General features: G+C 47.9%; 18 protein-coding genes. 9 read left to right on the forward strand and 9 right to left on the reverse strand.

All coding sequences use genetic code 11. The features are described 5' to 3' along the window. Window positions 1–12: 12 nt before the first annotated feature. Entirely contained in the window at window positions 13–1,215 is a 1,203-nt protein-coding gene (locus FCU94_RS05640) for a putative manganese transporter (RefSeq protein ID WP_176287547.1), read from the reverse strand. A gap of 208 nt (window positions 1,216–1,423) precedes the next feature. Here FCU94_RS05640 and FCU94_RS05645 point away from each other — a divergent pair, with 208 nt between their 5' ends. Continuing rightward, the gene (locus FCU94_RS05645) at window positions 1,424–2,329 is read left to right on the forward strand and encodes a manganese-dependent inorganic pyrophosphatase (RefSeq protein ID WP_176287548.1); all 906 of its coding nucleotides are present in this window, start codon (window positions 1,424–1,426) and stop codon (window positions 2,327–2,329) included. Between the two features lie 66 nt (window positions 2,330–2,395). Continuing rightward, window positions 2,396–2,779 (forward strand): DUF2750 domain-containing protein, encoded by a 384-nt coding sequence (locus FCU94_RS05650; protein ID WP_176287549.1) that lies wholly within the window; start codon window positions 2,396–2,398, stop codon window positions 2,777–2,779. Window position 2,780: 1 nt separating this feature from the next. On the opposite strand, the gene FCU94_RS05655 is transcribed toward FCU94_RS05650, so the two are convergent. From FCU94_RS05655 to pspF, 7 genes are all read right to left on the reverse strand, one after another. After that, window positions 2,781–3,563, reverse strand: coding sequence for a DUF2927 domain-containing protein (locus tag FCU94_RS05655; RefSeq protein ID WP_176287550.1), 783 nt, complete (start codon window positions 3,561–3,563; stop codon window positions 2,781–2,783). Between the two features lie 6 nt (window positions 3,564–3,569). Continuing rightward, on the reverse strand, window positions 3,570–4,355 hold the full coding sequence (locus tag FCU94_RS05660) for a peptide ABC transporter ATP-binding protein (protein ID WP_176287551.1): 786 nt from the start codon (window positions 4,353–4,355) through the stop codon (window positions 3,570–3,572). After that, the gene (locus FCU94_RS05665) at window positions 4,352–5,350 is read right to left on the reverse strand and encodes a peptide ABC transporter ATP-binding protein (protein ID WP_176287552.1); all 999 of its coding nucleotides are present in this window, start codon (window positions 5,348–5,350) and stop codon (window positions 4,352–4,354) included. The genes FCU94_RS05660 and FCU94_RS05665 overlap by 4 nt, the downstream gene beginning before the upstream one ends. Next, window positions 5,350–6,237 (reverse strand): putrescine export ABC transporter permease SapC, encoded by an 888-nt coding sequence (gene sapC / locus FCU94_RS05670; protein WP_176287553.1) that lies wholly within the window; start codon window positions 6,235–6,237, stop codon window positions 5,350–5,352. Before sapC ends, FCU94_RS05665 begins: the two co-directional genes overlap by 1 nt. Continuing rightward, the gene (locus tag FCU94_RS05675; RefSeq protein ID WP_176287554.1) at window positions 6,224–7,186 is read right to left on the reverse strand and encodes an ABC transporter permease; all 963 of its coding nucleotides are present in this window, start codon (window positions 7,184–7,186) and stop codon (window positions 6,224–6,226) included. The genes sapC and FCU94_RS05675 overlap by 14 nt, the downstream gene beginning before the upstream one ends. Continuing rightward, window positions 7,186–8,799, reverse strand: a complete 1,614-nt coding sequence (locus tag FCU94_RS05680) for an ABC transporter substrate-binding protein (RefSeq protein WP_176287555.1) — start codon at window positions 8,797–8,799, stop codon at window positions 7,186–7,188. The genes FCU94_RS05675 and FCU94_RS05680 overlap by 1 nt, the downstream gene beginning before the upstream one ends. 136 nt (window positions 8,800–8,935) lie before the next feature. Continuing rightward, entirely contained in the window at window positions 8,936–9,928 is a 993-nt protein-coding gene (pspF, locus tag FCU94_RS05685) for a phage shock protein operon transcriptional activator (RefSeq protein ID WP_176287556.1), read from the reverse strand. Between the two features lie 196 nt (window positions 9,929–10,124). On the opposite strand from pspF, the gene pspA reads away from it, so the two are divergent. The 7 genes from pspA to FCU94_RS05720 all read left to right on the forward strand — a co-directional run bounded on the left by pspA (window position 10,125) and on the right by FCU94_RS05720 (window position 17,474). After that, complete coding sequence (gene pspA / locus FCU94_RS05690; RefSeq protein ID WP_176287557.1) at window positions 10,125–10,793, forward strand: phage shock protein PspA; 669 nt, start codon at window positions 10,125–10,127, stop codon at window positions 10,791–10,793. Between the two features lie 84 nt (window positions 10,794–10,877). Next, a complete protein-coding gene (gene pspB / locus FCU94_RS05695) occupies window positions 10,878–11,111 on the forward strand; it encodes an envelope stress response membrane protein PspB (RefSeq protein WP_176287558.1) in 234 nt (77 codons plus the stop codon). Further along, complete coding sequence (gene pspC / locus FCU94_RS05700) at window positions 11,104–11,493, forward strand: envelope stress response membrane protein PspC (protein WP_176287559.1); 390 nt, start codon at window positions 11,104–11,106, stop codon at window positions 11,491–11,493. The genes pspB and pspC overlap by 8 nt, the downstream gene beginning before the upstream one ends. Window positions 11,494–11,633: 140 nt before the next feature. After that, window positions 11,634–12,665 carry an efflux RND transporter periplasmic adaptor subunit gene (locus tag FCU94_RS05705; protein ID WP_176287560.1) on the forward strand — a complete coding sequence of 344 codons (1,032 nt, stop codon included), beginning with the start codon at window positions 11,634–11,636 and terminating at the stop codon, window positions 12,663–12,665. A 1-nt stretch (window position 12,666) separates the two neighbouring features. Next, window positions 12,667–13,758 (forward strand): efflux RND transporter periplasmic adaptor subunit, encoded by a 1,092-nt coding sequence (locus FCU94_RS05710; protein ID WP_176287561.1) that lies wholly within the window; start codon window positions 12,667–12,669, stop codon window positions 13,756–13,758. Continuing rightward, window positions 13,751–16,852 (forward strand): efflux RND transporter permease subunit, encoded by a 3,102-nt coding sequence (locus tag FCU94_RS05715; RefSeq protein ID WP_176287562.1) that lies wholly within the window; start codon window positions 13,751–13,753, stop codon window positions 16,850–16,852. Before FCU94_RS05710 ends, FCU94_RS05715 begins: the two co-directional genes overlap by 8 nt. 58 nt (window positions 16,853–16,910) lie before the next feature. After that, window positions 16,911–17,474 carry a DNA-3-methyladenine glycosylase I gene (locus FCU94_RS05720; protein ID WP_176287563.1) on the forward strand — a complete coding sequence of 188 codons (564 nt, stop codon included), beginning with the start codon at window positions 16,911–16,913 and terminating at the stop codon, window positions 17,472–17,474. On the opposite strand, the gene FCU94_RS05725 is transcribed toward FCU94_RS05720, so the two are convergent. Then, the gene (locus FCU94_RS05725; RefSeq protein WP_255199228.1) at window positions 17,471–18,337 is read right to left on the reverse strand and encodes a lipase secretion chaperone; all 867 of its coding nucleotides are present in this window, start codon (window positions 18,335–18,337) and stop codon (window positions 17,471–17,473) included. The genes FCU94_RS05720 and FCU94_RS05725 overlap by 4 nt on opposite strands.

Genomic DNA, 18,337 nt, shown 5'->3' on the forward strand with positions numbered 1-18,337 from the left:
CGTTACCTTGTATTATTCAAACAACCAGTAATAGCCATACCCGACAACAAGTGCTGGTATTGCCGAGTAGACACTGGCAACCAAAGCGGCTCTCGGGGCCAAGGCAATGGCTGGAAAAAGCGCATCGCCGTCATTGGAGATGGCATTCGATAGCTGCGCTGATAACGGCGCGACACCAGAAAGATAAAGGCTGGTGACAAGAATTTGCGGGCCACATCCGGGTAATAAACCGATGATGATTCCCGCGAGTGGCATCCAAGCTCCCCATTGACTTAGTGTTGTTGACAACTGTATATCGGCACTGGAACGAATTAATTCAAAGACAATAAACGCAACGATCACCCAAGCGGTCACAAAGTTGGTATCTTGAGCGGCCTTTTGCATGGGGTGCGAGGAGAGTGACTTGCAGTCTTCCGCAACGGTCGATTGATAATCGTTGATCTCTTTAGTTAACGACCAAAGCAGCATGCTGACCACAATTAACACCGCGCCGACCCATTCCAAGGTATGCGTGGGCAGCGACATCATTTGGTTGAGGTCTACTTGGAAAGAGTTCAGACCAGCAATAATGGCCGACGGCACCAGCATCCATTGCCAGAACAACCCTTGCAAGTTAATGGCGGTTTGCTCGATTGGTCGCTTAGTATTATCGCACCAAACGGGGAGAGGAGCGGACTGCTCTCGGGTGGGGCGCAAAAAGTCATCGCGGTGAATGGCATTGACGCCCCATCCAGTGGCACATCCAGCAACCAATCCCACCATGATGACCATCAATCCTGTTTCAGGCTGGCTGGCTAGCAGTAGAAACGCGGCATCACCCATGGTTGATGTCAGTACGGCAACCATGGCGCCAAAGCCAACTCGACCGCTGACAAACTGAGTGGTGACTATGATCGCACCCCCACAACCGGGTAGCGCTCCTAAAAATGAAGCGAAAACGACTTGGTAGTAACGTGAATCGTGATAAAGATTCACCACTCGATTAGATTGACTAAATAAGCGCGATAAATAATGGTAGAGCGCCAGCGTCAGCGCGACATAGCTCGCCACTGCCCAATAAGCATCGGCCAGCGACAGTAGAACGGTTTCTCTTGCCGCTGGCGCCGACAGCAAAATGATCAAGCTAATGGGCAGCAGTAGGCGTTTATAGGCAGGGCGGAATTGGGTTAGATTGAGGTCTATACTCCGCAGCATGTTCAGTTTGATGTTATCCATACTAACCCTTGATGCAAATGATAATAATTATCATTATATATTGGTGTGGTTTTTATTCAATAGTTTTCTGTGGGGAGGACTCATGATGCTATGCCTTATGCCGAAATAATCTTTTCCAATCGATGACAAACCGACAAAATAGGGTAAAATGTTGGGTTTGTGAGTAATTGCCCAAGTCGGGAATAAATTAAGTCAGATAGGAAAAAAGATGATTCTAGTTGTAGGTCACAAGAACCCTGATAGCGATAGTATCTGTAGTGCACTAGTCGCAACCGAACTGCTAACAGCACGTGGTGTTGAGGCAAAGCCGATTCGCCAAGGTGAGATCAACCGTGAGACTCAACACATTCTTGAAGTCGCTGGCGCAGAAGTACCAGAGTTACGCACTTCAGTGGCGGGCGAAAAAATCTGGCTGGTAGACTACTCAGATCTAGCACAAGCTCCAGATGACGTGGCAGACGCTGAGATCCTTGGCATTGTTGACCACCACCGTCTCGGTGATGTGATGACAGTCAACCCAATGGAAGCTTGGATTTGGCCTGTGGGCTGTACGAATACCGTGCTGTTCAACATGTTCAAAATCGAGGGACATGAAATTAAGCCGCAAATTGCTAAGCTTATGATGTCTGCAATTCTATCTGACACTGTGGGTTTTGCCTCTCCTACTTGTACGCAAAAAGACAAAGACGCAGTGGCCGAGCTAGCGGAAATCGCTGGTGTGACGGATGTTGATACGTTTATCAAAGATCTGTTGATTGCCAAAACCAACATAGAAGGCCTATCTGCGGCTGAACTTGTTGAGAAAGACTTGAAAGGTTACCCTTTCAACGGTCGTGATGTGGTGGTTGGTCAGGTTGAACTGGCGACACTTGAGCAAGTTGACGGCATGATCGAGGCGCTAGAAGCCGACCTAGAACGCCGTTGCAATGAAGAAGGCTTGGCGTTTGCTGCAGTCATGCTGACCGATATCACAACTGCACAAACTCGTCTACTCTACAAAGGTGAGTGGGCAGAGAAGCTGGTTAAACACGAACAAGATGGCGTGTTAATGATGGAAAACACGTTAAGCCGTAAGAAACAAGGCTGGCCTTGGTTGCAAACAGAGCTAGTGTAATCGGTCAATTCGGTATTGATTAACGCCCACGGTTTAGCCGTGGGCGTTTTATTTTAAGGGGCGGGTATGTCACAACCATTATCACCACAACAAATTGAATCGGTTAATAAAATGCGTCCAGATGAGCGTTTTAACTACTGCATTAAGGAAATAGCTCAGCAGCGCAAAGTCTGGATTCTAACCGATGAGCATGGCTGCGTAATGCTCAATAGCGAAGATGAAGACTGTGTGCCAGTATGGCCTCATCAGGAATTTGCTCAGCAATGGGCCACAGGAGAGTGGGCGCATTGCCAAGCTGAAGCCATCTCTACCGCTAAGTGGTTTAGTCGCTGGACCCATGGGCTTGAAGATGACGAGTTAGCGGTCGTCGTATTTCCAGACACTAACCAAGAAGGTGTAGTCTTGTTCCCTGATGAGTTGGAATTTGAGCTGAAAAAGCGTGGCGCTTAGCTTAATAACCGACTAATTGAAACAGCTCTCCACCGGTAGAGATAGAGACGGCGCTTTCTAGAGTGCCGTCTTTTTTATACCGCTGCAGAATAGGCCGAATGATCTCGCGTACCTGCTGTTCATTCATTCCGGCTGTGAGTTGTGGTTCGTAAAGAAGCTTGAGTAGTATAACGTCGAGCGGAGAGAGTAAATCTTCAGGTGTTTCGTCGTTAAAAATAGAGGGGTAGGCGCGTTCTGAGTCGTTCGGCAACCCTAACACTTGGGTAATTTCCTCCACAATACAGGCCAGTAGCTTACCGTGCTCTCTGGCTTGATCAACGGGAATGATCACCGCGGCTCTGGAGATAGCGCCGTCGCTGGCCACTTGATAGCCCGCCTTGCATATCGCACCGTACACGTGCTTGAGCGCCTCAACACCAAAGTGAGTTTCTATGTCTTCTCGCCATTTTGACTCACGGGTATAAATCCAGGTGACATTAGCTTGGTCGGCAGAATTGACTCGTCGTATCAGGTGTCCGGTGACGTGTTCGAGGTGGCGGATATGAGCATTGGTCAACTCATCATGCAAGTCGCGATCGCCGACTTTATGTTCAACCCAAATTTTGACAGGCTCTTGCCATTTCACCAGCGGCTTGCTGCCCGCTGAGTATTCATTGCGCAGTGCGACGTTAATAAAGGCCGTTTCGACAAACTTAGGATCGTGCCAAGTCTGTGGAATTTGGGAGGCAAATAGCTGAGAACTGGCCAATAGAGAGACGAGGATTAGGGTGGCAGTTCTTAGCATATCGGTTTACCTAAAACAGGTGGCTTTATTAAAGTGGCTTTCAACTAAGCGCTGCGTGATCGGGTGTTCAGGGCAAGAGAGTACTTGGTGCGTTTCCCCACTTTCGACAACTTTGCCTTCATGCATCACCATCACTTTGTCAGTAATGTGCTTAATGACCCCGATATGTTGCGACACATAGATAAACGATACTCCCATCTCCTCTTGAAGCTCGAGGAATAGGTTAATAATTTGTGAACGCATTGCCATGTCTAAGCCGTTAAGTGCTTCATCGGCAACAATTATCGAAGGTTGCAAGATCAAAGCACGAGCCAAACAAACACGCTGTTTCTGGCCTGTCGCTAGCATCTGTGGATAGAAGTAGGCGTGCTCTGGTAAAAGGCCAACTCGCAGCAATGTTTCTTTGACGCGTTTGGTTCGCGCTTCCGGTGGCATACTGGTATTTCTTTTTAATGGGCCTTCAAGGATGCGACCAATTTGAATGCGCGGATTCAATGACGTATTGGGATCTTGGAAAATCATCCGAATCAGTTTACAGCGCGTCGCATAGTCACGATGTTCAAGGGGCTCACCATTGACGCGAATTTCGCCTGACGTTGGTTCAACGACGCCAGCCAGCATGCGCGCTAACGTGGATTTCCCCGAGCCATTTTGACCGATAAAACCGATCGTTTGACCCGCTTCAAGGCTAAAGCTGACGGGCTTCACTGCCTGGTGAATTTTTTTTCGCAGTAGCCCAGAGCGTGTCACAAAGGACTTAGATAAATCCTGAACTTCTAACAATGCACTCATGCTTTTTTCTTCTCTGTGTTGAGCGGGAAATGACAGGCGAACTTATGATTCTTAATTCTTCGAGTCATGGGAATTTCGACACATTGGCGCTGGGCGTATGGGCAACGTGGTCCAAGTCGACAGCCAATGGGCAAGTGTTGTAGCGGTGGAATGGAGCCAGGTAACGACTGCAGTTTCTCTTTGTGAGGAATCCAGTCATTGAAATCGGGCATCGCTTTCAATAGCGCAAATGTATAGGGATGCTTTGGCTTGGTTAAAATCTTCTTTGTGTCCGCAGATTCGACCGACTGACCACAATACATCACAGTGATGCGGGTCGCCCATTGGGTAATGGTGGTCAAGTCGTGGCCAATCAATAAGATCGAAGTATTGTTTAGCTGATTCATCCGGCTTAGTAAGCGCAGTATTTGCGACTGAGTAATCGGGTCGAGGTCGTTAGTCGGCTCGTCAGCAATTAGAAGCTTAGGTTTGGTGGCGATTGCCATGGCGATCATGATTTTTTGACACTCACCATCAGTGAGTTCATAAGGGTAACTGCTCATGATTTGTTGGTGGTCTTTAATACCTACCTTGTGCAATAGGGCTACGGCTTGCTTTCTGCGCCACTTGAAACGCTGCCACCACTTACCATGAAATGAGTGAGCGGGGATCGACTCGATCAACTGTTTTCCGACCTCTTCAGATGGGTCTAAACACGTTGAAGGCTCTTGAAAAATCATCGCGATATCCCGAGCAATGACACGTCGACGTTCTTTAGGCGTCAGTTGCAATAAGTCAATATTGCCCAGACGCATTCGGTCAGCGGTGACTTTCCAATTGTCTTTACAGACCCCAACGATCGCTTTCGCAACTAAGCTCTTCCCAGAGCCTGACTCACCCACTAAGCCGCGGATCTCGCCTTCGTTCAAGGTCAAACTCATGCGATCTACCGCCTTCATCATTCCTTGAGGCGTTTCAATCTCGATTGTTAAATGGCGAATATCAAGTAATGGCATTATTCGATCCCTGCGTTAAGAGCTTGACGAACGCCTTCGCCAACGAGGTTGATGACGATCACGGTAAACATGATGGCCAAGCCGGGAAGCGTCACGGTCCATGGCGCAAGATAAATCAGTTCGACGGAGTCGCCGAGGATTGCGCCCCACTCGGTGCTGGGAGCTTGGGCTCCCAAACCAAGGAATCCTAACGCTGTGATATCAAGAATGGCGATAGAAAGCGCGAGCGTCACTTCGGAGGCAATAACGACCAAAATGTTGGGAATGATAGAGTTCCATAGTAAGTAAAAATCATTCGCCCCGTCTAGGCGCGCGGCTATGATGTAGTCCTTTTCCACCTCATTGTGTACAGCGATATAGACCGAACGGACGAAACGCGGGATGAGCGCTAAACAGATCGCGAGTAATATATTGAACTCTCCGAAGCCCAAAAAAGCGACGAAGATAATCGCGAGCAGCAATGATGGGATAGACATCACAGTGTCGAGCAGGTGGTTGAGAGTACTGGAGAGCAGGCCTTTGGTCATCCCTGCGAGTACGCCGATGACACAGCCTACTGTGGTGGCCACTAAGGTAATAACAACTGCGGCACCAAAAGTAAGGCGTGAGCCATCGATTAGGCGCGACAAAATGTCACGGCCTAAGTCGTCGGTGCCGAGAAAATATTCTACGGTCCCTTGAGGGTTCCAAGAAGGTGGGAGCAATAACTCGCCCGATTGCGCTTGTGGGTCATGGGGCATTAACCAAGGAGAGACCAACGTTAAAGCGACAATTAATACCAAACACCACAAACCGAACATGGCGAGGTTGTTGGCGCGATAGCTACGCCAGAAGCGTTCAATCTGAGTTGGGATGCGATCTTCTTGATAGACGTTATCGGTTAGCATACCACTCTTTCCTTACCAATGGGTTGACCATAGCGCCTATCAAGTCCGACAGAATATTCGCCGTGAGCACTAAAGACGCGACCACTATCACCCCTGCTTGGATGGCGACATAGTCTTGATTTGATAACGCATCGAGTAACCAACGGCCAATACCGGGCCAGTTGAAAATGGATTCAGTAATGATGGCAAGCGTGAGCATACTCGAAAGCTGGACCCCTATTTTAGGGATGATAGGGGGAATCGCGTTACGCAGAACGTGCTGGGTCACAATCTCATGCGTGGATAAACCTTTGATACGTGCGGCACGAATATAGTTTTGTCCCATAACTTCTGACACCGACGCGCGCATCAAGCCGATGACTTGAGTCGTGGGTGCTAGCGCAAGCACCATGCAGGGGAGGATGAGGTGCTCAATTACGCTTTGTAGTGCGTGTGCGCGGTACTCACCACTAGCAAAAAAGGCGTCGATCAGTGCGAAGCCAGTCACGTGATCAATCTGGTACAACAGATCGTAGCGGCCCGCAACCGGAAAGACCTCCAAATGAAGTGAAAACACCATGATCATTAAGAGCGCAATCCAAAACAACGGCGCAGAATAACCTGACATTGAGGTAAATGAAATCGCGGTATCAATCCATTTTCCTTGTTTCATTCCGGCGAGCGTACCGATGGGGATACCTATCAGCAGCGAGATAATAAAAGCCAGCAGGCACAGTTCTAGCGTGGCTGGAAATACCACTTTCAACTCATCAACAATCGCCACTCCTGTTTTACTGACGCCAAAATTGAGTTGCATTAGCTCACCCAAGTAGGTTAGCCAGCCACTCCAAAAGTCATGTAAGGCCCAAGGTGAGTTGGGCTCAAGGCGTAAGATGCTAAAGCCGACCATGGTCAAGATAAGCAAGGTAATAATAAATAAGTTGAGTCGACGTACGCTATATAACAGCACTATTTTACCCTCTCGACATTATCAAATGGCTGGGCATTAAACGGGCTTACTTTAAAACCGGTTAAAGACCGGTGTTGCGCCTGAAGTTGCATGCCGTGATTCAGTGGGATGACAGGAAACTCCTCATTGAGGATATTCTGGGCTTGTTTATAGAGATTGAGACGATAGCGCGGCTTATCAACTTCGAGCGCAAGGTCGAGTAAAAAGTCGAAATCAGGATTACACCAGCTCGATACATTGAGGCCCACACGGTTGGAATCGCACGACAACAAGGGACGAAGGAAATTATCAGGATCGCCGGTACTCGCTATCCAACCAGTCAGGTAGAGGTCGACATTGCTGTCGATGTTACTGCGATCAAAACGGTCCTCGGTCAGCAGATTCAACGTGATGCCGACGTCAGCAAAATTGGCTTGGATCAGCTCTGCGGTTTTACGCGGGCTCGGGTTATACGCACGAGGCTCTAAAGGTACCAACATGCTGAGCTCTAAACCTTGACTAAAGCCCGCATCGCGCAGCAAAGCCAGCGCGTAGTTTCTATCGTAGCGTAATTGCACCACATCTTTCTGATAGGCCCATGACGATGGAGGTAATACCGAATACGCCTGACTGCCTGTGCCGTAATAGACTGAATCAAGGATATTTTGTCGATTGATGGCGTAGTTGAGCGCTTTTCTGACTCGTGCATCGTTCAAAGCTGGGTGTGATGTGTTCACCGCCACAAAGGAGATGTTCATCGCAGGCTTTGCCAGGAGTTCGATATCACGATTTTGAGTGATCACTGGCAGTTGACTAGAGAGTGGAGAGTTCAACACGTCGCACTCTTTACGCAGTAACTTAGCCAGCGTACCGGTACCACGTTGAGAGATATCGAATACTACTTGATTCATTTTAGGTCGACTCTTCCAGTAACCATTGTGGCGCTTTAGCCGAATCAAATCGTTGAACTGATACTCGGCTAGATAAAACGGCCCTGTTCCTACAGGGTGACTATCGAGCATGCCTTTATCATCGCGAAGCTCTAACTGACTGGCGTATTCTTTGGAATGAATCACGGCGTGACTGGTAGCGATATTGGACAAAAATGTGTTATCGGGACGACTGAGAATAAAGGTCACTTGATGCTGGTTGCGAGCGACAACATCGACGACTAAGTTTTGAAAATCTATACCACTAAACCAAGGATAAAGGCCGTTGCCGACATAATGAAAGGGGTGGGTGGTATCTAAGACTCGGCGAAAGCTAAACACCACATCAGACGCATTCATGGCTCGTGATGGTGTAAACCAAGCCGTGGTTTGGAACTGAACGTTTTTTCGTAAAGTAAAAGTATACTCAGTTCCTGCTGGGTTAACGCTCCATTCAGACGCGAGATTCGGCACAGGACGATAGCTGTCTGAGTCGAGAGTCAGCAGAGTATCAAAAATTTGGGGGCTAAGACTCTCGGTCGTGATACCGCTGTCGACCAACTGTGGGTTAAACGTCGTTGGCCCTCCTTGACCGCAGTAGACAAATCCTTTTTGACGAATTTTGTCGTGGTCAAGTTCTTCACCACATCCGGCCAGCAAGGCCATACCGACCAAGCTTAATGTAAACTGTATCAATGCTTTCATAGAAAGAACAAGTGTCTGAGACAAAGCGGAAATGAACTTGTCATTATGCCTTAAGATGCGAATAATTTACCACTAAATCACTGTGGTCACCAAAGCAAAACCATAGATTTTATAGGTTAAGGAAACATATCGAGTGTCAACTTAAGTTGTTGAGATCGTATTTTCTCACCATTCCTCTAAATTGATGGTAGCTCAGGTTGAGCAGCTCTGCGGCCTTGCGTTGATTATATTGACTCTGTTTTAACGCTTGTTTAAGTATTCTTTGGTCTTGTTGCTCTTGCCATTGTTTATAATCTATTGGCAGCTCAACGTCGCATGGTTCTGTTGCTGTATTGCTTGAGCGAGTGCCGATTTCGTGACTCCAACTCGAGGCAAAAGGATCAAAGACCAAGTGTTCAATTGGGCTCGGTTGTGCACCGTGTTGGTAAACAGCACGTTCGACAAGATTCTTTAACTCGCGAACGTTTCCTGGCCACTGGTACTCCAATAGCTGCTGTTCGGCTTGCTGGCTAAAGCCAGCGAAGTAGTCAAACCCCAGTTCGCGGCACATCTTTATTGCGTAATGCTCTGCCAGTAGGCGGATATCTTCAAGTCGCTCTCTCAAAGGGGGAAGATGGACGACATCAAACGCGAGTCGGTCAAGTAAATCCGCTCTAAATTGCCCTTCCTGTGCCATTGTCGGAAGGTCGGCATTGGTGGCGCATACCAGTCGAACATTGGCACTGAGCTGTTGATGTCCGCCAACGCGTTCATATTGGCCATACTCGATGACGCGCAGCAGCTTTTCTTGCACCAGTAGTGGGGCCGTAGCGAGTTCATCAAGAAACAGAGTCCCATTCTCTGCCCGCTCAAAACGGCCCTTATGACGCCCTTTGGAGCCGGTAAAAGAGCCCTGTTCATGGCCAAACAGTTCAGAATCGATCAGCCCTTCGCTAAGGCTTGAGCAGTTAAGTGAAATCAGCGGCTGGTCCCAACGTTTGGATAAATAGTGTAAGCGCTGAGCAATGAGTTCCTTGCCAGTACCGCGTTCGCCAATAATTAATACCGGGCGGTCTATGGCTGCGAGCTTGGAGACTTTATCCAGCACCGAAAGAAACGCTGGTGACTCACCAATTAGGTTTTGTTGCATGTGACACTCCGTGGTGAAATTTACCAAACCTTGGTTAAATTCATCATACCTTAATCATAAATACAATGCTTGTTTATTTAATTTATTGATTTTTAAGGGATAAAAACTTGGCATGCTAATTGGTATATCGGTAGGGTAATGTAAATGATCAGAGTGACCTTAGTTCACTCTCTATTAGATGATAAAGGAGCTCGTTATGGGTATTTTCTCTCGATTTGCAGACATCGTTAATTCAAACATTAGTGCCTTATTAGATAAAGCGGAAGACCCTGAAAAAATGATCCGCCTAATTATCCAAGAGATGGAAGATACCTTGGTTGAGGTTCGCACCAATTCAGCCAAAGCTATCGCAGATAAAAAAGAGCTTTCTCGCAAAGTTGAATCTATTGAACAGGCTATCGATGAGTGGCAACAAAAGGCGACGTTAGCATTAACTAAACAGCGTGAAGATCTGGCTCGTTCTGCATTAATTGAGAAGCAAAAGCTGCAAGACGTGTTGAAAGGGTTGCACACCGAACAGACGCTGGTCAACGAGACCATTGATAAGCTCACCGGAGAAATCAGTAAACTCGAAACTAAGATCACCGAAACACGTGCTAAGCAGCAGGCGTTGGCTATTCGCAGCCAAAGCGCGTCAAACCGCCGTGATGTGCAAAAGCACCTGCATACTTCACGTACTCATGAGGCGATGGCAAAATTTGAGCAGTACTCGCGCAAGATTGATGAAATGGAAGCAGAGGCGGATATCTACGCTCAAAGCGGTCAAGCAAAATCGCTAGAGCAAGAGTTTGTTGAGCTGCAAGCGGAAGATGAAATAGAAAAAGAGCTGGCCAAACTGAAGCAGCAGATGGAAGATAAAAAATAATCATCCTCATTTTTTCGCTATTTATTGTTCAGTTGGACAGTGAGAGGCTTGCTGTGCCCTCACTGTCTAGTTAAGGAGTCATCTATGTCATCATTCTTGATCGCCGGCCCGCTGATGGTCTTTCTGATTTTCGTCGCGCCATTGTGGGTGTTTTTGCATTATCGTAGTAAGAAGCACACCAGTAGTGGCTTATCTCAAGACGATCTTCAACGCTTACAAGCATTATCACAAAAGGCCGAGCAAATGCAGCAGCGTGTCGATACCTTAGAACGTATTCTTGACGCAGAAACACCGAGTTGGAGGCGCCGCTATGAATAAATCAGAGCTGTATCGCGACACGGTAAACGGTAAAATTACCGGTGTCTGTGCTGGCCTGGCTAACTATTTTGCGTTAGAGGTTTGGCTAGTTCGAATCTTGTTTATTTCCGCGGCGTTGCTCGGGGGGAGCTTTTTGGTTTTGCTGGCCTATATCGCTATGACTTTGATGATAGAAAAGCAGCCAGATAATTATGTTGAGGCGATGCGATCACAACAAGAGCATAAGCTAAAGAACAAACCTTGGCAGCAAGGCCAAACACCGGACTCTTTACTCAACACTATAGAGAAAGACTTTGACCAACTTGAAGACAAAATCCGTCACCTTGAAGCTTATGTGACGTCGGACAGGTTTAAAGTGGATCGCGAGTTTAAGTCGTTATAGTGGGCTTGCTCAAAAATGCGACTTTTCACTCATAAATTGGGCAAATGATTAATTTGCATAGTAATTTAACTTAATGCTGGTGGAAGTGCTTCGGCCATTCATCTATCTTGTATCTAGTCAATGCAATTGGATGAACCACTATGTACAAGCCTGCCTTGTTACTTGCCATAGGCGCAGCTCTTAGCGGTTGTGGCAAGGAGCTCCCCCCTGTTCCAGAGCCGGACTCACGGCCTGCTAAATTGTTTACCGTTTCTCTTGGCAACTCACAGTTTGAGCGTAGTTTTCCCGCAACAACCGAAGCGGGGGACAAAGTGATTTTGACCTTTCGTGTGCCTGGCCAACTGCAATCTATTGATGTCGTAGCTGGACAACCGGTAGAAAAAGGTCAAGTGTTAGCAAAGCTCAACCCTGATGAGTATTCTCTACTCGAAAAACAAGCCCAAGCTCAGTTTCGCTTAGCCGATGTTCAATACCAGCGCTACAAAAAGTTACGGGCAGACAAAGTGGTATCAGAGCAAGACTTTGACCAAGCCAAAGCAAATCATAACTCTGCCAAAGCGACGCTAGAGCAAGCGCAAGCCAATTTAAGATACACCCAGCTTGTCGCCCCTTATGATGGCACTATCTCCTTGGTGCCTGCTGAAAATCATGAGTACATTGCGGCCAAACAAGGCGTGATGAATATTCAAACCAATCAATTGCTCAAAGTCATGTTCCTGTTGCCAGATCACTTACTAAACCGCTTTTCGCGTGGGTTAAATGTGAGTGCCAAAATGGTTTTCGATGCTTTTCCTAACAACCAATATGATCTGACATTTCAAGAAGTGGATACTGAAGCCGATCCCAAAACTGGTTCCTACAAAGTGACCATGGTGATGGAGCGCCCTACAGACGTGGGTATTTTACCCGGCATGGCAGGAACGGTGAATGCACAGGTCGAGTCAACCGGGGCCACTAAGATCCCACCGTCAGCCTTAATGGAGCAAGATGGCCAGCATTACGTCTGGCATGTTGATGAACAAGGCGTGGTCAGCAAAGCTGAAATTGTACTCAATGAAAAAGGTCAGGTGACCAGTGGCTTAAATGACGGCGACCAGATCATTATCTCTGGGGTTAACGGCATAACTCCGGGTATCAAAGTACGAGAATGGGTCAAGGAGCGAGGACTTTAAAATGAAGCAATGGTTTAAATTGTGCGCCCTTTCGACCAGTGCAATGTTGCTCGGTTGTAGCGGTGAAGCAGACTATGTTGACTTTGGTTTACCTAAAGTCAAAGTGGTTGAGGTGTCGACCAAAGATGAAACCGTAGACAAGCTCTATTTCCCAGCCGTAGCGAATGCGGCGGAGCGCTCACACTTAAGTTTCCGTGTACCTGGAGAGGTAAGCAAAATCTATGTAAAGGAAGGGGAGCACCTCAAAAAAGGTGACATGATCGCAGAGCTTGATGCCAACGATTATCAGCTCGAGGTGGATAATGCACAGGCTCGATTCAGTGTCGTAGACAGTCAGTTTAAACGCTCTCAACCTTTGGTCGAAAAAGGCTTATTGGCTAAGTCTCAATTTGATGAAATTGCGGCCAACCGCCAAATCGCGCTCGCAGAGCTAGAGCTTGCCAAGTTACGCCTTTCCTTTACCAAATTATATGCGCCTGTGGATGGCATCATCTCTCGAGTGAGTGTTGATCAATTTGAGAACATTCAAGTTGGTCAGCAAGTCGTCAATATTCACAGTGTAGAAAGTGTGGAAGTTCTGATTCAGCTTCCAGACAGGCTTTACACTAGCCAGCCGAGTCAGCAAGATTTGGCTAACATCGATGCAGTGGTTAAGGTTCCGAGTGGCAACGAGTACTCGGCCAAAATCAAGGAATACACTACTGAGCCAGACCCTGCGACGGGCACCTTCACTGTGACGCTCTCAATGCCTATGCCTGAGGATGAGTTCGTTCTCGATGGTATGGCGGTTGAGGTGACAGCGAATACTGGTGACAAAGGTGGGTTCAAGTTCAGTCAGGGTGTTCTTGTGCCGATTCGCGCCGTGTTTAATGATGATGGGTCGCCTATCGCACGCGAACACAAATACGTTTGGTTGGTTAACGCTGATGAAACGGTGACGAAACAGCAAGTGGTGACAGGAAATGTCAGTCGTGAACGCGTGCAAATACTTGATGGGTTGTCTGGAGATAATCAAGTCGTAATAGCGGGTATTTCCGCTTTGAGGGAAGGAATGAAAGTACAAGTGGTTGAACAGGAGGCGCACAATGAGTGAACAATCCATCAATTCGCCTCACGACGACGATAGCGTAACCGGCATTGCCGCGTACTTTATTCGCAATCGAGTTATCAGCTGGATGATCTCTCTAATCTTTTTGATTGGCGGGGCCGCGGCATTTTTTGGCTTGGGCCGCTTAGAAGACCCTGCGTTTACCATCAAGGATGCCATGGTGGTGACCTCTTATCCTGGTGCCACGCCGCAGCAAGTCGAAGAAGAGGTGACGTACCCGCTCGAAAAGGCGATTCAACAGCTCACTTATGTCGACGAGGTTAATTCGATTTCGAGTCGAGGTTTGTCGCAAATCTCAGTGACCATGAAAAACAACTATGGTCCTGATGATTTACCACAAATTTGGGACGAGTTGCGTCGCAAAGTCAATGACCTCAAAGGGCAATTACCTCCGGGGGTGAATGACCCGCAAGTGATCGATGACTTTGGCGACGTTTACGGAATCTTGTTGGCGGTGACTGGCGACGGTTATAGCTACAAAGAGTTGCTGGATTATGTCGACTACTTGCGCCGAGAACTCGAGCTGATCGATGGTGTCAGTAAGGTATCGGTGTCAGGGCAGCAGCAAGAGCAAGTGTTTATCGAGATTTCGATGAAACGCTTAAGCAGTTTGGGGCTGGCGCCGCAAACCGTGTTTAACTTGCTTTCGACACAAAACGTTGTCTCTAGCGCCGGTGCAATTCGGATTGGCGACGAGTACATTCGTATCCACCCAACCGGTGAGTTTCAAAGCGTCGATAAACTGGGGGATTTAATTATCACCGAAGCGGGCGCCCAAGGACTGATCTACTTAAAAGACGTGGCGGAGATCAAGCGTGGTTACGTGGAAGTGCCGAGCAACATCATCACTTTCAATCGTGATTTGGCGTTGAACATCGGTGTCTCCTTCGCTCAAGGTGTCAACGTAGTTGAAGTCGGTGAGCGTTTTGACCGGCGTCTCGCTGAGCTCAAATATCAACAACCCGTGGGTGTGGAAATAGCAGAAATATACAGCCAGCCCAAAGAGGTCGACAAGTCAGTAAGCGGATTCGTGGTCAGCCTTGGTCAGGCGGTCGCGATTGTTATTATTGTCCTGCTGTTTTTTATGGGGTTGCGCTCGGGACTGCTGATTGGATTGATTTTACTGCTAACCGTGCTGGGTACTTTTATTTTTATGAAGTACTTTGCCATCGATTTACAGCGTATTTCTCTGGGGGCGTTGGTTATTGCACTTGGGATGCTGGTCGATAACGCGATAGTAGTGGTCGAAGGGATATTGATCGGGACTCAAAAAGGACGAACCCGATTGCAAGCGGCTACCGATATCGTCACCCAAACCAAATGGCCACTGCTTGGGGCGACCGTGATTGCGGTAACCGCCTTTGCTCCGATTGGTCTTTCTGAAGATGCGACAGGCGAATACTGTGGCACTTTATTTACCGTGCTGCTCATCTCGTTGATGCTAAGTTGGTTCACTGCAATATCTTTGACGCCATTTTTTGCCGACATCTTCTTTAAAGGCCAGAAAATGAAACAAGAGGGTGCAGAGAGTGATCCATACAATGGGATGATTTTTGTTGTATACAAAAACTTCCTCGAGTTTTGTATGAAGCGCGCATGGATAACCGTGATCGTGTTGGTATTAGGTTTGGCGGCGAGTATCGCTGGTTTTACTCAGGTTAAGCAGTCATTCTTTCCTTCATCGACAACGCCAATTTTCCAAACCGATATCTGGCTACCGGAAGGCACAGATATTCGAGCGACCAATACCAAACTGAAAGCCTTGGCTTCTTGGCTGTCGGAGCAAGAGGGTGTAGAACACATTACCACCACGGCGGGTAAAGGTTTGCAGCGCTTTATGCTGACCTATGCGCCGGAGAAAAGTTACGCCGCGTACGGTGAAATCACTACTCGAGTTTCTAGCTACGAGCAACTGCATAAGCTGATGAGCGATTTCAGATCTCATCTCGAACAAGGCTTCCCGGAGCTGAACTATAAACTCAAGCAGATAGAACTTGGACCAGGCGGAGGTGCGAAAATAGAAGCACGAGTGATAGGTTCAGATCCGACGGTACTGCGTAGCATCGCTCGTCAAGTTGAAGATATTATGCGTGCCGACCCTGCCTCGACCAACATCCGTCATGACTGGCGCGAACGTACTAAAGTGTTAGAGCCGCAGTTTAATGAAAGCCAAGCACGTCGTTACGGTATTACTAAAGCGGATGTCGACGAGTTTTTAGCGATGTCTTTCTCAGGCACAACGGTGGGTGTCTACCGTGACGGTACCACTTTAATGCCGATCGTTGCGCGGCTGCCCGAAAGTGAACGGGTAGATATTCGTAACATCGAGGGCATGAAGATTTGGAGCCCTGCGCTGAGTGAGTATATTCCTTTACAACAAGTGACACTGGGCTACGAGCTACGTTGGGAAGACCCCATCATAGTGCGTAAAAACCGCAAGCGGATGCTTACCGTTATGGCCGACCCGGATATCTTGGGAGAAGAAACGGCCGCCACGTTGCAAAAACGTCTGATGCCGCTGGTCGAAGCCATCGAATTACCACCGGGCTATTCTCTAGAGTGGGGCGGGGAATATGAATCATCGGGTGACGCCCAAGCGTCGCTGTTTACGACCATGCCAATGGGCTATTTGTTTATGTTCTTGGTAACGGTATTTTTGTTCAACTCGGTCAAAGAGCCGTTGATTGTTTGGTTGACTGTACCGCTTGCGATCATTGGCGTAACCACAGGACTGCTGGTTCTTGATACTCCGTTTGGGTTTATGGCGCTACTGGGCTTCTTGAGCTTATCAGGGATGCTGCTGAAAAACGGGATCGTACTGCTGGATCAGATCGAAATCGAAATGCAGTCGGGTAAAGACCCTTATGTGGCGGTTGTTGACGCAGCACTCAGTCGGGTAAGGCCTGTGTGTATGGCAGCGATCACCACGATATTGGGCATGCTCCCGCTACTGCCAGACATTTTTTTCAAACCAATGGCGGTAACCATTATGTTTGGTCTCGGCTTTGCCACGATACTAACACTGATTGTCGTACCTGTGCTGTATCGTCTGTTTCACAAAGTTGAGCTACCGAGTTAGAGCACAATGTTAATTTGACGCCCTCACATGGTGAGGGCGTTTGTTTTAGGGGAACACTATGAACCAAGATGCGACCTGTGCCTGGGCGATGAATCATCCTCTCGAACGCGTATATCACGATACAGAATGGGGCATTCCTGTTTATGATGATACTACTTTGTTTGAGTTTATTACTTTAGAGGGGGCGCAAGCTGGATTGAGTTGGATTACCATCTTGAAAAAGCGTGAGGCGTATCGAGCGGCTTTTGAAAACTACGATTTGGAGCGTTTGGCTCAATACGATGAGAGCCGAGTAGCGCAAATTATCACCAATTTTGACGTCGTTAAGCATAAAGGCAAGATTGCTTCGGTCTACGGTAATGCGCGAGCTGCTCTGACATTGATTGAAGAGTATGGCAGCTTGTCTAACGCTTTATGGCAATTTGTAGATGGAGAACCAATGGTGAACCATTGGTCAGAGATGGGCCAAGTACCCACCTCAACACCAGAGTCCAAGGCGATGAGCCAGTTTCTTAAAAAACGTGGCTTTAAGTTTGTTGGTGAAACCATTTGCTACGCCTTTATGCAAGCCGTAGGAATGGTCGATGATCATTTGCTTACTTGCCCGAAAAAGCGCGCTTAGCCTTGTGTATTAACGCTAACGCCTTGATCATGTAGCCTTTCTAGGGCTTCCACTCGCCTTAGCTGCTTGGCTTCAAAATATTGGCTTCTAAGCTCAGAGAGCGGTTGTTCAATGTTTTGGTTCAACGCTTGGTTGAGCAGTTGGTCGCGCTTGGCTAAATAGTCGGTCAGCTTTTGTTGGAAGGTTGCGCGCTGCTGGTCGAGTTCTGCCAAGCGCAGTGCACCTTGCTCTCCAACCAGTTCCACTCGAGTGGTGTAACGCTGTGGTGGGTCGAGTGAGTCTACTTGGTTTAAATCACTGACGAGTATAGCGTTTTTTTCTGCCTGCTTAATATACTCTGGCATTTGTGCGAGTTTGTCTGCGACTATGTACCGCTGCTGCTCTGAGTCCAATCGACTTTGCGCCGCCCAGGCTTTTTCTATCGCAAGTTCACGCAATAGGTTTTCGTCATTAAATAACAAGGTGATTTGCTGCGTAGTAAAAAACTGCTGTTGCAACTGGCGAATACTAAGATGCATCTGCTCTAGATCGAGCGCATGAATCTGCCCTGTTGGCAGAGGGGGAAGTTCAGCCAGAGCTGCTTTGTATTGGAGGTAGAGGTCAAATAGCTCCGCAGAGAGACTCAGCTCGGTATGACGTTGCGCTTGCTGGTTAACTTGGTGCTGAACTTGCTCTATGTTGATTTCGCCAAGGCCAGACAGTGCGAAATCATAGTAACCTTTAGTGGAGCTGAGGTCGGGCTCGATGTCTTGTTGAGACATCGAGGAGGCGATTGGAGGTGACGTTGGCTGCAAGTGCAACCAGAACGCACCAATAAGGGCTAGCAATAGGGAGACGCTTACTAGTGCGATTCTGTAGGACAT

This window comes from Vibrio sp. JPW-9-11-11 (genome assembly GCF_013369335.1).
In the GTDB taxonomy this organism is placed as follows: domain Bacteria; phylum Pseudomonadota; class Gammaproteobacteria; order Enterobacterales; family Vibrionaceae; genus Vibrio.